This window comes from Cupriavidus sp. CPT47-8839-RL05A, assembly GCF_058792255.1.
This window is the reverse complement of record NZ_JBYTEG010000005.1, coordinates 1-17,391: the sequence shown is the minus strand read 5'-3', so window position 1 is coordinate 17,391 and position 17,391 is coordinate 1. Positions and strand designations below refer to the sequence as shown.

The 17,391-nt window shown below is 67.1% G+C and carries 17 protein-coding genes; 14 read left to right on the top strand and 3 right to left on the bottom strand.

Features of this window, described 5'->3' with window-relative positions; all coding sequences use genetic code 11:
- Positions 1 to 3 precede the first annotated feature (3 nt).
- The 4 genes from AC3WVS_RS06950 (at position 4) to AC3WVS_RS06935 (ending at position 4,269) form a co-directional block, all read left to right on the top strand.
- Positions 4 to 732 (top strand): SDR family oxidoreductase, encoded by a 729-nt coding sequence (locus AC3WVS_RS06950; RefSeq protein WP_492317965.1) that lies wholly within the window; start codon positions 4 to 6, stop codon positions 730 to 732.
- 76 nt (positions 733 to 808) lie between these two features.
- Positions 809 to 1,915: a Bug family tripartite tricarboxylate transporter substrate binding protein gene (locus AC3WVS_RS06945; RefSeq protein ID WP_492317964.1), complete on the top strand. Its 1,107-nt coding sequence runs from the start codon at positions 809 to 811 to the stop codon at positions 1,913 to 1,915.
- Positions 1,916 to 1,995: 80 nt separating this feature from the next.
- A complete protein-coding gene (locus AC3WVS_RS06940) occupies positions 1,996 to 3,240 on the top strand; it encodes an ABC transporter substrate-binding protein (protein WP_492317963.1) in 1,245 nt (414 codons plus the stop codon).
- 30 nt (positions 3,241 to 3,270) lie between these two features.
- Positions 3,271 to 4,269, top strand: a complete 999-nt coding sequence (locus AC3WVS_RS06935; protein ID WP_492317962.1) for a Bug family tripartite tricarboxylate transporter substrate binding protein — start codon at positions 3,271 to 3,273, stop codon at positions 4,267 to 4,269.
- Between the two features lie 3 nt (positions 4,270 to 4,272).
- Here the strand turns inward: AC3WVS_RS06935 and AC3WVS_RS06930 are convergent, their stop codons facing one another.
- Positions 4,273 to 5,193 carry a LysR family transcriptional regulator gene (locus AC3WVS_RS06930; RefSeq protein ID WP_492317961.1) on the bottom strand — a complete coding sequence of 307 codons (921 nt, stop codon included), beginning with the start codon at positions 5,191 to 5,193 and terminating at the stop codon, positions 4,273 to 4,275.
- A gap of 189 nt (positions 5,194 to 5,382) precedes the next feature.
- On the opposite strand from AC3WVS_RS06930, the gene AC3WVS_RS06925 reads away from it, so the two are divergent.
- Complete coding sequence (locus tag AC3WVS_RS06925; RefSeq protein WP_492317960.1) at positions 5,383 to 6,726, top strand: DUF3100 domain-containing protein; 1,344 nt, start codon at positions 5,383 to 5,385, stop codon at positions 6,724 to 6,726.
- A gap of 25 nt (positions 6,727 to 6,751) precedes the next feature.
- Positions 6,752 to 7,924, top strand: a complete 1,173-nt coding sequence (locus tag AC3WVS_RS06920; protein ID WP_492317959.1) for a M20 aminoacylase family protein — start codon at positions 6,752 to 6,754, stop codon at positions 7,922 to 7,924.
- Between the two features lie 10 nt (positions 7,925 to 7,934).
- Here AC3WVS_RS06920 and AC3WVS_RS06915 read toward each other — a convergent pair whose 3' ends face one another.
- Positions 7,935 to 8,516: a hypothetical protein gene (locus tag AC3WVS_RS06915; RefSeq protein WP_492317958.1), complete on the bottom strand. Its 582-nt coding sequence runs from the start codon at positions 8,514 to 8,516 to the stop codon at positions 7,935 to 7,937.
- A 102-nt stretch (positions 8,517 to 8,618) separates the two neighbouring features.
- Between AC3WVS_RS06915 and AC3WVS_RS06910 the strand changes: the two genes are divergently transcribed.
- Positions 8,619 to 9,161: a MarR family winged helix-turn-helix transcriptional regulator gene (locus AC3WVS_RS06910; protein WP_492317957.1), complete on the top strand. Its 543-nt coding sequence runs from the start codon at positions 8,619 to 8,621 to the stop codon at positions 9,159 to 9,161.
- On the opposite strand, the gene AC3WVS_RS06905 is transcribed toward AC3WVS_RS06910, so the two are convergent.
- Entirely contained in the window at positions 9,158 to 10,381 is a 1,224-nt protein-coding gene (locus AC3WVS_RS06905; protein ID WP_492317956.1) for an IscS subfamily cysteine desulfurase, read from the bottom strand. The two genes, AC3WVS_RS06910 and AC3WVS_RS06905, sit on opposite strands and share 4 nt — an antisense overlap.
- Before the next feature lie 368 nt (positions 10,382 to 10,749).
- On the opposite strand from AC3WVS_RS06905, the gene AC3WVS_RS06900 reads away from it, so the two are divergent.
- The 7 genes from AC3WVS_RS06900 to AC3WVS_RS06870 all read left to right on the top strand — a co-directional run.
- A complete protein-coding gene (locus AC3WVS_RS06900) occupies positions 10,750 to 11,295 on the top strand; it encodes a flavin reductase family protein (protein WP_013952145.1) in 546 nt (181 codons plus the stop codon).
- A 36-nt stretch (positions 11,296 to 11,331) separates the two neighbouring features.
- Positions 11,332 to 12,816, top strand: coding sequence for a 4-hydroxyphenylacetate 3-hydroxylase family protein (locus AC3WVS_RS06895; RefSeq protein WP_010812511.1), 1,485 nt, complete (start codon positions 11,332 to 11,334; stop codon positions 12,814 to 12,816).
- Positions 12,817 to 12,861: 45 nt separating this feature from the next.
- On the top strand, positions 12,862 to 13,242 hold the full coding sequence (locus AC3WVS_RS06890; protein ID WP_492317955.1) for a cupin domain-containing protein: 381 nt from the start codon (positions 12,862 to 12,864) through the stop codon (positions 13,240 to 13,242).
- A 2-nt stretch (positions 13,243 to 13,244) separates the two neighbouring features.
- On the top strand, positions 13,245 to 14,588 hold the full coding sequence (locus AC3WVS_RS06885) for an amidase (protein ID WP_492317954.1): 1,344 nt from the start codon (positions 13,245 to 13,247) through the stop codon (positions 14,586 to 14,588).
- Positions 14,589 to 14,635: 47 nt separating this feature from the next.
- On the top strand, positions 14,636 to 15,862 hold the full coding sequence (locus AC3WVS_RS06880) for an ABC transporter substrate-binding protein (protein WP_492317953.1): 1,227 nt from the start codon (positions 14,636 to 14,638) through the stop codon (positions 15,860 to 15,862).
- Positions 15,863 to 15,930: 68 nt separating this feature from the next.
- Positions 15,931 to 16,620, top strand: coding sequence for a DUF2848 domain-containing protein (locus AC3WVS_RS06875; protein WP_492317952.1), 690 nt, complete (start codon positions 15,931 to 15,933; stop codon positions 16,618 to 16,620).
- A 49-nt stretch (positions 16,621 to 16,669) separates the two neighbouring features.
- Positions 16,670 to 17,391 (top strand): ABC transporter ATP-binding protein (locus AC3WVS_RS06870; protein WP_492317951.1); only part of this gene is annotated, 722 nt, incomplete at its 3' end.

Below are 17,391 nucleotides of genomic sequence, written 5' to 3'. Positions count from 1 at the left end.
TCGATGGCTACGAGACGACGCGTGCTGGTCACCGGCGCGAGCAAGGGTATCGGGCGCGCCACGCTGGCGCGCCTGCGCGAGGATGGATATGAGGCCATTGGCCTGGCACGGACCCGGCCGGCAGACCTGGCTGACGACCCGGCCTTTCATTGCTGCGACCTGAACGACCTGGCGCAGACGCGGGCGCTGGTGTCGCGGCTGGCCGCGCAGGAACCGTTCTATGCGCTGGTCAACAATGCGGCGATGGCGCCGACCACCTCGCTGGACGACGCCTCGCTCGCCGACATGGACGACGCGATGCGCGTCAATGTCAATGCGGCGCTGGTGTGCGCCCAGGCGCTGCTGCCGGGCATGCGCGCGCAGGGCGCCGGGCGCATCGTCAACCTGTCGTCGCGCGCGGCACTGGGCAAGGTGAACCGCACCGCGTACAGCGCCAGCAAGGCCGCGGTGATCGGCATGAGCCGCACCTGGGCGCTGGAGCTGGCGGCGTCCGGCATCACGGTGAACGTGATCGCCCCCGGGCCGATCGCCACCGAGCTGTTCCGCACGGCCAGCCCGCCGGACGACCCCAAGACCCGGGCGCTGATGGCGGCGGTGCCGGTTCAGCGCGTGGGCGCGCCGGAAGAGATCGCGCATGCGATCGCCTTCCTGCTGGACGAGCGTTCCGGGTTCATGACGGGGCAGACGCTGCATATCGACGGCGGCCTTACGGTCAGCGCGGTCCGGGTCTGAGCCGGGCCGGGCGCCAGTGATTTCCCGACGCCGGCACCGAACCGTGCGCGGGCCACGCAAAGAGAGGAGACACGACATGAAAGTGCTGGATGCAGAGGGCCGCGGCCAAGGCGGCACCGAGACGGGTGGCGATCATGATGTGGGCGCCGCGAGCGGCAAGGGGAGCGCGCGGGAGCGCGGTGTGTCAGCGCGGCGGCGCAGCGTGCTGCGCGGCCTGTCCGCCGGCCTGCTGGCGCCGCTGGGCTGGCCGGCCACGTCGGCGCTGGCTACGACCGGTGCCGGCGCCTATCCGAACCGGCCGGTGCGCCTGGTCGTTCCGTTCGCCCCCGGCGGCGCCACCGACACGCTGGGCCGGCTGCTGGGCCGCGCCATGGAGTCCTCGCTGGCCCAGCCGATGGTGGTGGACAACCGCGTTGGAGCGGCGGGCGCCATCGGGGCCACGGCCGTGGCCAAGAGCCCGGCTGACGGCTATAGCGTGCTGCTCGGGGGCGTGGGCACCAACATCGTGCTGGCCTACACGCAGCCGTCGCTGCCGTATGACCCGGTGCGGGACCTGATGCCGGTGGCCTACCTCTGCAATGTCGACTATGTGCTGACGGTCGCAGCCGGCAGCCCGTACCGCTCGCTCGACGATCTGCTCGCGGCGGCGCGCAAGCGGCCGCGGGCGGTTTCCTACATGTCCACCGGCATGCTTGGTCCGCTGCATGTCGCACTCGAATACCTGAGCAAGCGTGCCGGCGTATCGATGGTGCACGTGCCGTACAAGGGCGAAAGCCCGGCGCTGGCCGACCTGCTGGAAGGCCGCATCGACGTGGCCGTGATGACCGTGCCATTCACGCGCCCGCTGGTGCAGGACGGCCGCGTGCGCGTGCTTGCCACCATCAGCGCCGAGCGCACGGCCAGCATGCCGGACGTGCCGACCGTGGCGGAACTGGGCTTTCCCGGTTATGCCGTGCCGATCTGGAACGGCCTGTTCGTGCCGGCCGGGACGCCGGCGCCGGTTGCCGAGCGCCTGCACACGGCGGCGGCAGCGGCCATCGGCGCGCCCGCGATGCGCGAGCGCATGGTGGCGCTGGGGGTCACGCCCACCGGCGGCACCATTGCCGGCTATGCCAGGTTCCTGCAGTCCGAGCGCGAGCGCTGGACCGCAATGATCCGCGACACCGGACTGATGGCCGGGTAGCCGTCCGCACCAGCGACGCAAGACGCTCCCACCCCATCGCAAGACCCGACAACGCCGCATCGTACGGCGAGGAGACAGCTATGCAACTTCAATGGCAGGGCCTGGCACGCGCGCGCCGATTTGCCGCGGCATGTGTATGCGTGACGGTATGGTCCGCGCTGGGCCTGGCGGCGCAGCCCGCGCGCGCCGCCGAGTCCGTCAAGATCGGCCTGATCCTGGACATGAGCGGCGTCTACGCCGACATCTCCGGCAAAGGCACCGCCACGGCAGCCCAGCTTGCCATTGCCGACTTCGGCGGCAAGGTGCTGGGGCGCGACGTGGAACTGGTGGTGGCCGACCACCAGGGCCGCGCCGACATTGCCGCCAGCAAGGCGCGCGAATGGTTCGACGTGCGCAAGGTCGACGCCATCCATGACGTGACGGGCTCGTCGACGGCGCTGGCCGTGCTCAACGTCGCCCGCGAGAAAGGCAAGGTGCTGGTGCTCAGCGGTCCGGCATCGGACCGGCTGACCGGCGACCTGTGCTCGGCCACTGCCGTGCATTACGCCTACGACTCCTATGCGCTGGCCAACTCGGTCGCGCGTACCGTGGCCAGGCAGGGCGGCAAGCGCTGGTACTTCATCACGGCCGACTACGCCGGCGGCCATGACATCGTCAATGCGGCCCGGGCCGCGCTGGAGCAGGAGGGCGCCAGCGTGGCCGGCGAGGTACGCCACCCGCTGGGCGCGTCCGACTTTTCGTCCGCGGTGGTGCGGGCGCAAGGCAGCGATGCCGGCGTGATCGGCCTGGCCAGCTTTGGCGGCGACCTGGTCAACGTCATCAAGTCGGCGCGCGAGTTCGGTATCCGTGCCGGCGGCAAGCAGCGGCTGGCCAGCCTGCTGATGTATATCAACGACGTCCATGCCATCGGCCTGCAGACCGCACAGGGCATGGTCCTGTCCGAAGCGTTCTACTGGGATATGAACGCGGAGACGCGGGCCTTCTCGCGGCGCTATTTCGACAAAGTCAGGGCCATGCCGAACATGAGCCAGGCGGCCGTCTATTCGTCCGTGCTGCACTACCTGAGGGCCGTGCAGGCCGCCGGTTCGACCGAGGCGCCCGCGGTGATGCGCAAGATGCGCGAGCTGCCCGTGGCGGACTTCTACGCGAAGAACGGCCGCATCCGAGACGATGGGCTGATGGTGCACGACATGTACCTGTTCGAGGTGAAGCGCCCGTCCGAATCGAAATACCCGTGGGACTACTACAAGCTGCTGGCCACCATTCCGGGCGACAAGGCCTTCAAGCCGCTGGCGGAATCGGGCTGTCCGCTGGTGCGTCGCTGACCGGGCGCAAGGCCGCCCAAGGAGATCGTGATGAATGCAAACCTGTATCGGAACGCTGCCCGCCTTGCCTGGCTTCGCATGGCAGGCATCGCCTTGCTGGCGATGCTCTGCAGCGGCGTGGCGCATGCCGCCGGCTACCCCGACCGTCCGGTCACGCTGATCGTGCCAGGCCCGCCTGGCGGCAGCGGCGACATCACCGCGCGGCTGCTGGCCAAGGAACTGGCCGGCAGCTGGGGCCAGCCGGTGCTGGTCGAGAACCGGCCCGGCGGCGGTGGCATTGTCGGCGCCCAGGCGCTGATGCGGGCACCGGCGGACGGCTACACGCTGATGATGGGCAATACCGGCGTCAATGCCATCAACTACAGCCTGTACCCCAAGCTGCCGTACACGCCCGCCGACATGGCCGGCATTGCCGACGTGCTGGTGTTTCCCAATGTGCTGGTGGTCAAGGCCGACTCGCCGGTGCGCAACGTCGCGGACCTGAAGCGGCTGGCATCGGCGCAGCCGGGGCGCCTCACCTTCAGCTCATCCGGCATCGGCCAGACCACGCACCTGTCGGGCGAACTGTTCAAGCTACGCACCGGCATCGACGCGCTGCACGTGCCGTACAAGGGCGCCAACCTGGGCCTGGCGGCGGTGATGTCTGGAGAGGTGGCGTTCATGTTCGACAACCTGCCGTCGGCGGAGGGTCAGCTGCGCGCGGGCACCGTCAGGGCCCTGGCGGTGACGGGCACGGAGCGCGTGCCCGGGCTGCCGCAGGTGCCGACCATGGCGCAGGCAGGCGTGGACGACTTCGTGGTCACCGGGTGGTTCGGGCTGGTGGCGCGCGCCGGTACGCCGCAGCCGGTGATCGATGCGGTCCACCGGTCGGTAGCCGCCATCCTGGCGCGCAAGGAGTTTGGCCAGCGGCTGCAGCAACTGGGCGGCCGGCCAGGCGTGCTGGGTCCGGCAGCCTTCGATGCCTTCATGCGCAGCGAGCGCGACCAGTGGGGCAAGGCGGTGAAGGCCTCCGGCGCAACGGCGGAGTAGGGCCTACTCCCCAGTCATCAGCGCCGAGAAATCCCCCACGATCTGCCGCAACAGCCGTGCCGCCGGCGGCGACAACACCCGGCCCTGGCGCGACACGGTCTGGATTTCCCCCTGGTAAAGCAGGGGGTTTTTCATTGGCAGCGACACCACGGGCGCCTCGTTAAGCTGGTTCCACAAGGCCAGGCGCGTACACAGGACATAGCCAAGCCCCGCCGCCGCGAAATGCCCCAGCGCATTGAATGACGAGGTGGTCAGCAGCGACTGCAGGCGCACGCCCTCGCTGATCTCTGCGGCCTCGATGTGCTGGCGCACGCCGAAGGTCCGGTGCAGGGTGGCGCCGGGGTAGGGCAGCAGGTCCTGCAGGTCCAGCGGCCGGCCCAGCTGCGCCAGCGGGTGCGAGGCCAGCACCTGGGTCTGGATCGGCATCGGATGGGCGTGGTGGCAGCGCAGCCGCGCGTCCCTGGGCGGCTGGAACACCAGTCCGATATGGGCGCTGCCATCGACAATGCGCTGCACGATCTCGTCGGTGCTGCCCACCGACAGGTCCACCGTGATGCCCGGGTGGGCCAACATGAAGGTGCGCAGGCTATGGCGCATCAGCCATTCCACGAAACCTTCGCCCGCCACGATGTCGATATGGCCGCGCGCCACCTTCTGGATGCTGTCGAGTTCGGCCAGCAACTGCTGCTTCTGGTTGTTCTGGTTGCGGACATAGGCGGCCAGCAGATCGCCCGCCTCGGTGGCAACCACGCCGCGGCCATGCCGCTCCAGCAGGCGCGTGCCGCAGTCTTTCTCCAGCACGGCGATGGCCCGGCTGACGGCTGAGGGGTCCATGTCGAGGACTTCGGCGGCGCCGCGGACCGAGCCGCTGTCGAGCACCTGCATGAAGTAGCGCACGCGCCGCGTGTCCAGTTTGTCGTCCATCGAAAGCACGTGTCACTCCGCTTGAGCGTTGCATTGAATGCAACAAGTTTCCCATATCACGATCATTGATGAAACGCTCAGGCGCCGGAATACTAGCCTGATCCTTCTCGGTAAGCGGTCAAGATCGAACCGGAATGCCGAAGAGAGCACGTTTGTGCGACATAAGCAGCCTTCCCGCGGAGACACCCGATGACCAACCCCATTGCCCAGCCGGCGCTTGCGTCCGCTTCCCCGATTGCCGCCGTCACCGGCAGTGGCAAGGTACGACTGGCCGTTGTCACGCTGGCCGTGGTGGCGATTGCCGAAACCATTGGCGCGGTGCAGTTCAAGCTGGGACCCGGCAAGGTCGTGCTGATGCCGATGCTGTGGGCGCTGCTGATGGCCGCGGCGTGGGGCATCGCGGCCCGGAACGTGCCGCGCGCGGTGCGCATCGACGCGCCGCTGCAATCGCTTGCCACCGGGCTGCTCAATGCCGGGCTGCTGCTGTTCGTGGTGAAGCTCGGCCTGACCGTGGGCGGCGCGCTGCCGCAGCTCAAGGACGCGGGCTGGGCGCTGCTGTTCCAGGAGTTCGGGCACGCGCTCGGGACGCTGGCGCTGGGCCTGCCGCTGGCCTTGCTGCTCGGCATCAAGCGCGAGGCCGTCGGCGCGACCTTCTCGGTTGGGCGCGAGGGCAATATCGTCATCATCGGCGAGAAATACGGCATGGCGTCGCCGGAAGGCCGCGGCGTGCTGGCCGAGTACATCACCGGCACCGTGCTGGGCGCGCTCTTCATCGCGGTGCTGTCGGGGTTTGTCAGCAGCCTGGGCATCTTCGATCCGCGTTCGCTGGCCATGGGTGCCGGCGTGGGCTCGGGCAGCCTGATGGCGGCGGCCGTCGGCGCCATCGTCGCGCAGCACCCCGGGCAGGCTTCCGAGATCATGGCGATTGCCGCGGCGTCGAACCTGCTGACCTCGGTGGCCGGCTTCTATTTCACGCTGTTCCTGTCGCTGCCGCTGTGCTCATGGCTGTACGGCAAGCTGGAGCCGGTACTGGGCCGCTTCTCGCGCCGTGACGCCATGCGCGAGGTGCAGGACGTCAAGCTCGATGGCGCGCTGGCGCATGGCACCTCGGCGCGGGATGCCGCGCTGGGCTGGTTCGTGGTCGGCGCCGGCGTGCTGATCGGCAACAAGTTGTCATACAACGTGCCGCTGTCGGTATCGCTCAAGGGCATCCTGGTGGCCATTGCCATCGTGGCGGCCTGCGACCTGCTCAAGCGCGTGTTCCCGCGCGTGCCGCTGCTGCTGACGATGTCGGTGGTGGTCACGCTGATCGGCGTGCCGGGGATGTTCCCGTTCTCCGACGCCGTCATCGCCATGACGGAAAAACTCAATTTCATGACCTTCACCACGCCGGTGCTGGCGCTGGCGGGCTTCTCGGTGGCCAAGGACCTGCCGGTGTTCCGGTTGCTCGGCTGGCGCATCGTGGTGGTTTCGCTGACGGCCACGGCCGGTACCTTCCTCGGCGCCACGCTGATTGCCGAGTTCTTCCACTGAACCCCACCCGTAGCAGGGATTACCCATGTACCGCGACCCCGACATTGCCGACGACATCCGCCAGGACATGCTGGCCTGGCGCCGCGACATCCACGCTGTTCCGGAAACCGCATTCGAAGAACACCGCACTGCCGGCATCGTGGCGCAGGCGCTGGGCCTGATGGAGATTGAGGTGCAGCGGGGGCTGGCGACGACGGGCGTGGTCGGCACCCTGCGCAACGGCGACGGCCCCAGCATCGCGCTGCGCGCGGACCTGGATGCGCTGAACATGCAGGAGCTGGGCAAGGCCGCCCACGCTTCCACCTGCGCGGGCAAGATGCACGCGTGCGGCCACGACGGCCATACCGCCATGCTGCTGGGCGCGGCCGCGCACCTGTCGCGCCACCGCGATGCCTTCCGCGGCACGGTGCATTTCGTGTTCCAGCCCGCCGAGGAGAATGAAGGCGGCGGCCGCGTGATGGTGGAAGAGGGCCTGTTCGACCAGTTCCCGGCCGATGCCGTCTATGGCATGCACAACTTCCCCCAGTTGCCGCGCGGCAAGTTCGCCATCCGCGCCGGCACCATGACCGCGTTCCTCGACAACTTCGAGATCGTCATCACCGGCAAGGGCGCACATGGCGCCCAGCCGCACCACGGCATCGATTCCGTGGTCGTGTCCGCGCACCTGGTCACCGCGCTGCAGACCATTGCCAGCCGCCGCACCGATCCCACCGATGCGGTCGTGGTCAGCATCACGCAGATCCACGGCGGCGATACCTGGAACGTGCTGCCTGAGTCGGTGGTGCTGCGCGGCACCATCCGCACGCTGAACCCCGCGGTGCGCGACCGCATGCAAACCGCGATGCGGCAGATCTGCGAGGGCGTGGGCACGACCCACGGCGCGCGGATCGCGATTGACTACCGCCCCGGCTACCCCGGCGTGGTCAACACCCCCGCCGAGACCGACGCTGCCATTGCCGCCGCCGCCCAACTGGTGGGCGCCGACAACGTGAAGACCGATATCAAGCCGGCAATGGGATCGGAGGACTTCGCCTTCATGCTGGAAAAGCGCCCCGGCGCCTATATCGGCATCGGCGCGGGTGAAAGCGCGGAGGACCCGCCGCTGCATAATCCCTACTACGACTTCAATGACAGGATCCTGCCGCTGGGCGCGGCGTATTGGGTGGCGCTGGTCGCGCAGCAATTGCCGGCCAGATGACCCGCGCCCGTCAAGGCATGCGGGCCGCTTGCGCGAACACATTCAGGAACCCCAGCGCGGGTTGCGCGCTGGCTTGCGCTTGGATGCTGGCAGCAAGCACCGGCGCCGGCAGCCAGGGATAGGGCAGTGCCGCCTGCAAGGCCGCCAACGTGACCGCGCCGGGATCGGCGATCGTGTCCATCCGTTCGATATGGATATGCAGGCTGGCGATACGGTACGTGCCGTCATCGCCGGCGGCAAAGCCCCAGCGGTAATAGCCCTTGCCGACGCGCAAGGCGCTGGCCGCGGTTTCCCGCATCACCACCAGCCAGGGGATCGTCATGGCGTTGCCGTCCAGCGCCGCCGCAACGTCGCCGAGGTAGTAGGTCCGGCAGCGGTCGAACGTCTTCGCAAACTCGCTGACCAGCGTCGCGGCAATGGCATCCGCGCCTTCGGCCTTGGGCGGGAAGCTGATGGAGTCGGTATCGATCGAGAAGGTCAGCGACGCATCCGGAGCGAAGGCTTCGTGGATCAGCGCCGGACGATTGTTGTCTTTGGCCTCGACGTATTGGGCCAGCCGGGCTTTGGCGGTGGCGAGCGGGATTGTGTTCATGCTGGACTCAGGCGTTTGGATTAAGGGAGGGGCGGGTGTTGCGGGGAGTTTGATAGAATTTGGCACAAAGCTTGCATCAAAAGCTAAGTGGACATTCCGCCGATGGCAACGACTTCTGCAAACAAGAACCTGACCGTTACGCATCCGGCGTGCCTGGTCGACGGCTCGGACCGTGAATTCCGGCACCTGGTGAATGGCCTGCTGCCGTTTGCCGCGCGCCTGCTGTCCGTGCGCGACGGCTTTGGCAGCCTGATCGGCCTGACGGGGGTCCAGTATTCGCTGATCCGCTCGATCCTGCACCTGTCGCAGCAAGGCGAGGTGACGGTCAACCAGCTCGCCGACCATCTGCACCTGAGCGGCCCGTTCATCACCATCGAGACCGGCAAGCTCAAGAAGCTGGGGCTGATCGACAAGAAGGCCCATCCCGAAGACAAGCGCAAGATGCGTCTGACCATCACCGCCGCCGGGACCCGTCTGCTCAATGAACTGCTGCCGGTGCAGCAGCAGATCAACGACGTATTGTTCGACGGCGTTTCCCGCACCGAATTCAAGGTGCTGTGCTCGGTGGTCGACCGGCTGGTCGCCAACGGCGATCGCGCCGCGCTGGATCTCGAACATCTGCAGGCGCGCCGGCAGAAGGGCTAGTGCGCGGCCCACTGCACCGTGCCGACATCGATGCCCTGCTGGTGCATCTCCCATAGCGGGCTCAGTTCACGCAGGCGGGTAACGGTCTCGCTGACCTGCCGGATGACCTCGTCCACCTCTGCCTCGGTGGTGTATCGCCCAAGCGCAAAGCGGATCGAGCTATGTGCCAGCTCGTCGCTGCGGCCCAGCGCCCGCAGCACGAACGAGGGCTCCAGTGAAGCCGAGGTGCAGGCCGAGCCTGACGACACCGCCACGTCCTTGATGCCCATGATCAGGGACTCGCCTTCGACATAGTTGAAGCTGATGTTCAGGTTGTGCGGGATACGGTGCGCCAGGCTGCCGTTGACGTAGACCTCGTCCAGCCGCGACAGCCCCGCCAGCAACCGGTCGCGCAACGCGCCCACGCGGCGCGCTTCCTCCGCAAGTTCGAGCTTTGCCAGCCTGAAGGCCTCGCCCATGCCCACGATCTGGTGCGTTGGCAGGGTGCCTGAGCGCATGCCGCGCTCATGCCCGCCGCCGTGGATCTGCGCCTCGATGCGGATGCGCGGCTTGCGCCGCACGTAGAGCGCGCCGATGCCTTTCGGGCCATAGACCTTGTGCGCCGTCACGGTGAGCAGGTCGATCTTCAGGGTATCCAGGTCGATGGCGATCTTGCCGGCGGCCTGCACCGCATCGCAATGGAACACCACCCCCGCCGCGCGGCATAGCTCGCCGATCTGCGCGACTGGCTGGATCACGCCGATCTCATTGTTGACCATCATCACCGAAACCAGGATGGTGTCCGGCCGCATGGCCGCTCGCAGCGCGTCAAGGTCGACCAGGCCGTCGGTGCCGACGTCGAGATAGGTCACCTCAAAGCCCTGCCGTTCCAGCTCGCGGCAGGTATCGAGCACGGCCTTGTGCTCGGTTTTGACGGTGATGATGTGGTTGCCCTTGCCGCGATAGAAATGCGCCGCGCCCTTGATCGCCAGGTTGTTGCCCTCGGTCGCGCCGGAGGTCCAGATGATCTCGCGCGGGTCCGCATTCAGCAGCGCCGCCACATGCGCGCGCGCGGCCTCGACTGCCTCTTCCGCCTGCCAGCCGTAGTAATGGCTGCGCGATGCGGGGTTGCCGAACTGCTGGTGCAGGTAGGGAACCATCTTCTCGACGACCTGGGTGTCGACCGGTGTCGTCGCGCTGTAGTCCATGTAGATCGGAAGGGTCTTCGGCTCGGATTGCATAGCGCTCATTCCTGGAGGCGGATGGGGACGACCGTGGGCAAAGCGTACCCGCTGGTCAAGGAAAGTGGGGCCGAGTCTAGCACCGGGTAGCGGCCGTTCGCGGCAGCGCCATGCTGCCGGTAGGGTTGCTTGACGCGCGGACAGCTGCAATTCCGGTTGCATGGCGCCACCTGTTCGCTAACCGGAAAGCCTTGTCCAGAAAGGGTTTCCGAACTTCATTGAGTCGCCTCGGAGGGCTGTCCGGCTCCGCATTCTAGGGTTTCCACCAACTTGAATAGTGTTGTTTTTTAGCATTCAATAAAACCTAAATTACAAAGGTAAATAAACAAAGTAACCGGTTTGGTGAGAACACTTGCGTAGGAGTCGTGATGGCTGAGTCATCTGTTGGTCAGGGCGTCAAAGCGGACGCCGAAGCGGACGCAGAAGCGCACCGCCGCTTCAGGAATGCGTTGGCGATGTTTGCAACAGGCGTTGCCGTGATTACCGCGCCGCGCGAAGAAGGGCTGCCGGTCGGCATCACGGTGGCGTCGTTCAACTCGGTATCGCTGGACCCGCCGCTGGTGCTGTTCTCGGTGGACCGCCGCTGCCTGAGCCTGGGCGACCTGCGCAGCGCGCGGCGCTATGCCGTCAACGTGCTGGCCGAGGCGCAGCAGGATATCTCGAACCGCTTCGCCAGGGCCAATTCCGGCAAGTGGGAAGGCATCGGTTTCAGCAAGCGCAACGAGGACAGCCACGTGCTGCTGCCGGACGCGCTGGCCACCTTCGAGTGCGAGCCCTATGCCATGCACGACGGCGGCGACCACGTGATCTTTATCGGGCGGGTGGTCCGTCACCAGGCCCGCCAGGACGGCCGGCCCCTCATCTTCTTTGGCGGCAAGTACCGGGCACTGGAAGACAGCCCGGCCGCCGCCTGAATCCACAAGAACAGACAGTCAGCACAGGAGAACGACATGATCAAGACCGGTAACCAGCACATCGCCATGCTGCGCGATGGCCGCGAGGTGTACCTGGACGGCAAGCGGGTGACGGATGTCACCAGCCACCCGGCCTTCCGCAACTCGATCCGCAGCTACGCCAACCTCTACGACTTCCAGGCGCAGCCGGGCAATATCGACAAGATGACCTTCCAGCCGGCGGGCACCGACCGGCGCGTCAGCCGGATCTGGGAGCTGCCGGCCAGCTACAACGAACTGGTCGAACGCCGCCAGATGCTGGAAGCCTGGACCGAACTGCACTACGGCTTCATGGGCCGCTCGCCCGACCACGTGGCTTCTTGCATCTCGGGCATGTACATGGGCATCGATGTCTTCGAGCAGGCCGATCCGGCACGTGCCGGCGCGCTGCGCGACTACTACCGCTATGCCCGCGACAACGACCTGTTCCTCACCTATGTGATCGTCAACCCGCAGGCCAACCAGTCCAAGTCCGCGCACGAGCAGGAAGACAAGTACCTGGCGGTGGGCATCGTCGACCAGGACGCGGAGGGCATCACCGTGCGCGGCGCCAAGATGCTGGCGACCAGCGGCATCATGGCCAATGAGGTCTTCTGCAGCTGCATCCAGCCGCTGCGCGAGGGCGACGAGATGTATGCGCTGTCCTTCGCAGTGCCGATGAACACCAAGGGCCTGAAGGTGATGTCGCGCAAGTCGTATGAAGCCAATGCCACCTCGGTGTTCGACAACCCGCTGGCCAGCCGCTTTGACGAGAACGACGCGGTGCTCTATTTCGACGACGTCAAGGTGCCGTGGGAGCGCATCTTCGTCGCGGGCGACGTGGGCTTGTGCGCCAGGCAATTCCACGCCACGCCGGCGCACGTCTACCAGAACTACCAGTGCCAGGTGCGGCTGATGGTGAAGCTGCGTTTCCTGGTAGGCCTGGCGCACCGCATCACCGAGATCAACGGCACCAACAGCTTCCCGCAGGTCAGGGAAATGCTGGGCCAGCTCGCCGCCGAAGCAGGCATGGTCGAGGCCTGGGTCTACGGCATGGAGGCCAAGGGCCAGGTCGGCAAGCATGGCTACTTCGTGCCGGACCGCAGCATGCTGTACGGCTCGCAGGTGGTGACCCAGCAGCTCTACGGCAAGGTGCTGGCCACGCTGCGCGAGCTGGCCGGCGGCGGCATGATCATGCTGCCGTCGAGCATCGAGGATTTCGCCAATCCGTCGCTCGCCGGGATCATCGCCAAGACGCAGAAGTCGCCGGTGTGCAGCCCGGAAGAGCGCGTCAAGTTCTTCAAGCTCGCCTGGGACGCGGTCGGCTCCGAGTTTGCGTCGCGCCACAACCAGTACGAGATGTTCTATGCCGGCGCCACCTTTGTCACCAAGGGGCATGCCTATCGCACCTACGACTGGCAGAACGCATCCGGCCTGGTCGACAACATGCTCGGCAGCTATTCCCTTGAAAGCGAACTGGCCAAGCTGCCGCAGGCCGCCTGACGTTCCGCACCTTTCCCAATTCCCGCATCGAACACGGAGATCGACATGGCAATCACCAAACTTCACGACGAGTTCCACACCCTGGACCTGGAGTCCGGCTGGGAGGTCCCCCACGGCTATCCGTCGGGCATCCAGCAGAAGATCCTGGCCGGCTCGCTGGACGAGAACGGCCGCAGCGGCAGCCGTACGCGCCTGCTGCGCTTCCAGCCCGGCGTGTTCACCACCTCGCCCTTCGTGCATGAGTACTGGGAAGAGGTCTATCTGCTCAGCGGCGACCTGACCGTCGGCAACGACGCCAATGGCAAGGGCGGCGAAGCCTTCGTCCCCAACACCTACGCCTGCCGCCCGCCCGGCGCCTTCCACGGCCCGTTCAAGTCCGACGGCGGCTGCATGCTGCTGGAGATCCACTACTACGACCCGGCCTGATCATGGAAGCGACCATCGCAACCGCGCAGCGCCAGCTTGCCGCGGGCAGTGCCAACGCGCTGTCCCTGCTGGCGTCATGCGTCGAACGTATCTGCAATCCAGGCGGCGAGGGCGCGCGCGTATTCCCGCATGGCGTGAGCATGGCGGCGCGCAAGCAGGCCCAGGCCAGCGACATGCTGCGCGAGCAGGGCGTGGCCGGCCCGCTGGCGGGCGTGCCGGTGTCGGTCAAGGACCTGTTCGACGTGCAGGGCGACGTGACCCGCGCCGGCGCACGTGTGCTGCCGGAGCGTGCGGCCAGTGCCGACGCGCCGGTCATCGCGCGCTTGCGTGCGGCGGGGGCGGTGTTTGTCGGGCGTACCAATATGACCGAGTTCGCCTACTCGGGCGTCGGCATCAATCCGCACTACGGCACGCCACGCAATCCCTACGACCGGCAGACGGGTCGCATTCCCGGTGGCTCGTCGTCGGGGGCCGCGGTGTCGGTGACCGACGGCATGGCCCTGGCCGCGATCGGCTCCGACACCGGCGGCTCGTGCCGGATCCCGGCCGCGTTGTGCGGCATCGCCGGCTTCAAGCCCACGGCGCGGCGCGTGCCGCTGCAGGGCACGGTGCCGTTGTCGCCCAGCTGTGACTCGGTGGGCTGCCTGGCCAACACCGTGGCGTGCTGCGCCGCCGTTGATGCCGTGATGGCGGGCGAGGCGCCGCCCGCGGGGCCGGCGCCGCTGGCAGGGCTGCGCCTGGCGGTGCCCACCGGCCTGGTACTGGAAGGCATGTCGGACGAGGTGGCCGAGGTCTTCAGCCGCACGCTGCGCCGGCTCTCCGCGGCGGGCGCGCTGCTGCAGGACGTGAGCTTCGAAAGCTGGGACCAGCTGGCCGGCATCGGCGCGAACGGCGGCCTGGTCGCCGCGGAAGCCAGTGCCTGGCACGGCAGCCTGCTGGCTGAGCAGGCCGATCGCTATGACCCGCGCGTGCTGTCGCGCATCCGGCTGGCTGACGGGCAGCGTGCCGCCGACTACCTGCGCATGCTGCAGCGCCGGGGCGAGCTGTGCCGGCAGGCCGATGCCGAGCTGGCGGGATTCGATGCCGTGGTCCTGCCCACCGTGCCGGTCGTGGCGCCGCGCATCGCGGACCTGGACGACGACGAAGCCTTCTTCAGCACCAACCGGCTGCTGCTGCGCAACCCGGCCATCGCCAACATGCTCGACCTGTGCGCGCTGTCGGTCCCATGCCATCGCCTGGGCGACGCGCCGGTGGGCCTGATGCTGTTCGGGCGCCACCTGTCCGACCGCAGGCTGCTGGCCATCGGCATGGGCATCGAGGCGGCATTGCGGCACGAGCGGGGCTGAGCCCCCGCAGCAGTACAGAAGTACCCATAACTACAGTGGAGACAACAATGCCTGATATCCGTACCGGCGCCGCCGTACTGGCCTGCGCCATCCTGTTTGCGGCGACTGCTTCTGCAGCCGACCCGGCCCCCATCAGCGACGGCGTGGTCAAGATCGGTGTGCTGACCGACATGTCGTCGATCTTTTCCGATATCGGCGGCAAGGGCTCCGTGGTGGCCGCGCAGATGGCCGTGGACGATTTCGGCGGCAAGGTGCTGGGCGCCCCCATCCAGGTGGTCAGCGCCGACCACCAGAACAAGACCGACGTCGCCGCCACGCTGGCGCGCGGCTGGTTCGACAACCAGAAGGTCGACGTGATCCAGGACGCCCTGCCGTCCTCGGTCGCGCTGGCCGTGTCCAACCTGGGCAAGCTCAAGCACAAGATCGTCATCGCCAGCGGTGCCGGCACCACGCGCCTGAGCAATGAAGACTGCTCGCCCTACACCATCCAGTACTCGTACGACACCTACGCCTTTGCCGCCAACACGGTCAAGGCGCTGGCCCGGCGCGGCGACAACAGCTGGTACTTCCTGACGGTCGACTACGCCCTGGGCGCGTCGCTGGAGAAGGACGGCACCGAGGCGCTGTCCAGTGTCGGCGGTACCCTGAAGGGCAAGGCCAGGCATCCGATCAACTCCGCCGACCTGTCGTCCTACCTGCTGCAGGGACAGTCCTCGGGTGCGAAGGTGATCGGTTTGGCCAACGCTGGCGCCGACACGGTCAATGCGATCAAGACCGCCGCGGATTTCGGCATCAACACCGCGGGCAGGCAGAAGCTGGCCGGGCTGCACATGTTTATCAGCGATATCCACAGCCTGGGGCTGCAAGCCGCGCAGGGCATGACGCTGACCACATCGTTCTACTGGGATCGCGACGACGCCACGCGCGCGTGGTCGCAACGCTTCTTCGACAAGACCGGACGCATGCCGACCCTGGTGCATGCCGGTGTGTATTCGTCGACCACGCACTACCTGAAGGCGATCCAGGCCGCGCGCACCGATGACAGCGATGCCGTGCTGGCGCGCATGCGCGAGACCCCGGTCAATGACTTCTTCGCGAAGAACGGCACGATCCGCGCCGATGGCCTGATGGTGCACGACATGTACCTGGTCGAAGTAAAGCGGCCGCAGGAGTCGAAGCGGCCGTGGGACTACTACAAGATCAAGAGCGTGATTCCCGCGAGCGAAGCGTTCCGCCCGCTCAGCGCAAGCACCTGCCCGCTGGTCAGGAAGTAAGCCCATATCCCTCACCGAGGCCGGCATTCCAGCCGGCGCTCCACCCCATTGCAGAGAGGCAACCGATCATGAAGACCCTCACCTTTGAACTCGTCAGCCGCCAGGGCAAGTCGCAACGCACCGTCACCATCCACCAGCTCATCGTGGCGGGCTGGACCGGCCGCGACGTCGAAGCCATGGAAGCCCACATCCGGGAACTGGAAGAACTGGGCGTGAAGCGCCCGCCCTATACCCCGGTGTTCTATCGCGTGGCTGCGCAACGCCTGGGGCCGGCCCCGGAGATCCAGGTCAGCGGCGAGGCCAGCAGCGGCGAAGCCGAGTTCCTGCTGGTCCGGGACGGCGATGACATCCTGGTGGGCATTGCCTCGGACCATACCGACCGCGAAGCCGAGACCTACGGCATCACCGTGTCCAAGCAGATGTGCGAGAAGCCCTGTGCGTCGGCCTTGTGGCTCCTTTCTGAGGTGGAAGGCCACTGGGACCAGCTGGTGCTGCGCTCCTACGCCACCATCGACGGCGAGCGCGTGCTGTACCAGGAAGGCCCGGTGACCGCCATGCGCTCCCCGGCGGACCTGCTGCAGCGCTTCAGCGGCCATGGCGGCGACTTTGGCGAAGGCTCGGCGATGCTGTGCGGCACGCTGCCCGCGATCGGCGGCATCCGCCCGGCCGAGCGCTTCGAAATCGAGCTGGAAGATCCGGTGCTGGGGCGCACGCTGCGCCACGCGTACGCGGTCGCTGCGCTGCCCGTGGCGGGCTGAGCATGCCGCGCCATCCCAACCGACAAGGCAGCGCCACGGAGTCAAGGCCATGCACCAAGACCTGATACTAGAGACCCGCAACCTCGGCAAGGCCTTCCGCGGCTTTACCGCGGTGAGCGACGTCAACCTGCAGGTGCGCCGCGGGTCGATCCATGCGTTGATCGGGCCCAACGGCGCGGGCAAGACGACTTGCTTCAACCTGCTCACCAAATTCCTGGAGCCGACTACCGGCACAATCCTTTTCAACGGCATCGACATCACCCGTGAAAAGCCCGCGCAGATCGCGCGGCGCGGCGTGATCCGTTCGTTCCAGATCTCGGCGGTATTCCCGCACCTGACGGTGATGGAGAACGTGCGCATCGGGCTGCAGCGCCAGCTCGGCACGGCGTACCAGTTCTGGCGCAGCGAGCGCTCGCTGGACGTGCTCAATGACCGCGCCATGGAACTGCTCGAACAGGTCGGCCTGACCGAGTTCGCGCAGACGCTGACGGTGAACCTGCCATACGGCCGCAAGCGCGCGCTGGAGATCGCCACCACGCTGGCGATGGAGCCCGAGCTGATGCTGCTCGACGAGCCCACGCAGGGCATGGGCCACGAAGACGTGGACCGCGTCACGCAGCTGATCAGGAAGGTCTCGGCGGGCCGCACCATCCTGATGGTGGAACACAACATGAGCGTGGTTTCGTCGATCGCCGACAAGATCACCGTGCTGCAGCGTGGCGCGATCCTGGCCGAAGGCCCGTATGCCGAAGTGTCCAGGGACCCGCGCGT

Excerpts from the sequence above, each read along its gene's own strand:
- AC3WVS_RS06950 (WP_492317965.1), top strand. The coding sequence starts at position 4 with ATGGCTACGAGACGACGCGTGCTGGTCACCGGCGCGAGCAAGGGTATC.
- AC3WVS_RS06945 (WP_492317964.1), top strand. The coding sequence starts at position 809 with ATGAAAGTGCTGGATGCAGAGGGCCGCGGCCAAGGCGGCACCGAGACG.
- AC3WVS_RS06940 (WP_492317963.1), top strand. The coding sequence starts at position 1,996 with ATGCAACTTCAATGGCAGGGCCTGGCACGCGCGCGCCGATTTGCCGCG.
- AC3WVS_RS06935 (WP_492317962.1), top strand. The coding sequence starts at position 3,271 with ATGAATGCAAACCTGTATCGGAACGCTGCCCGCCTTGCCTGGCTTCGC.
- AC3WVS_RS06930 (WP_492317961.1), bottom strand. The coding sequence starts at position 5,193 with ATGGACGACAAACTGGACACGCGGCGCGTGCGCTACTTCATGCAGGTG.
- AC3WVS_RS06925 (WP_492317960.1), top strand. The coding sequence starts at position 5,383 with ATGACCAACCCCATTGCCCAGCCGGCGCTTGCGTCCGCTTCCCCGATT.
- AC3WVS_RS06920 (WP_492317959.1), top strand. The coding sequence starts at position 6,752 with ATGTACCGCGACCCCGACATTGCCGACGACATCCGCCAGGACATGCTG.
- AC3WVS_RS06915 (WP_492317958.1), bottom strand. The coding sequence starts at position 8,516 with ATGAACACAATCCCGCTCGCCACCGCCAAAGCCCGGCTGGCCCAATAC.
- AC3WVS_RS06910 (WP_492317957.1), top strand. The coding sequence starts at position 8,619 with ATGGCAACGACTTCTGCAAACAAGAACCTGACCGTTACGCATCCGGCG.
- AC3WVS_RS06905 (WP_492317956.1), bottom strand. The coding sequence starts at position 10,381 with ATGCAATCCGAGCCGAAGACCCTTCCGATCTACATGGACTACAGCGCG.
- AC3WVS_RS06900 (WP_013952145.1), top strand. The coding sequence starts at position 10,750 with ATGGCTGAGTCATCTGTTGGTCAGGGCGTCAAAGCGGACGCCGAAGCG.
- AC3WVS_RS06895 (WP_010812511.1), top strand. The coding sequence starts at position 11,332 with ATGATCAAGACCGGTAACCAGCACATCGCCATGCTGCGCGATGGCCGC.
- AC3WVS_RS06890 (WP_492317955.1), top strand. The coding sequence starts at position 12,862 with ATGGCAATCACCAAACTTCACGACGAGTTCCACACCCTGGACCTGGAG.
- AC3WVS_RS06885 (WP_492317954.1), top strand. The coding sequence starts at position 13,245 with ATGGAAGCGACCATCGCAACCGCGCAGCGCCAGCTTGCCGCGGGCAGT.
- AC3WVS_RS06880 (WP_492317953.1), top strand. The coding sequence starts at position 14,636 with ATGCCTGATATCCGTACCGGCGCCGCCGTACTGGCCTGCGCCATCCTG.
- AC3WVS_RS06875 (WP_492317952.1), top strand. The coding sequence starts at position 15,931 with ATGAAGACCCTCACCTTTGAACTCGTCAGCCGCCAGGGCAAGTCGCAA.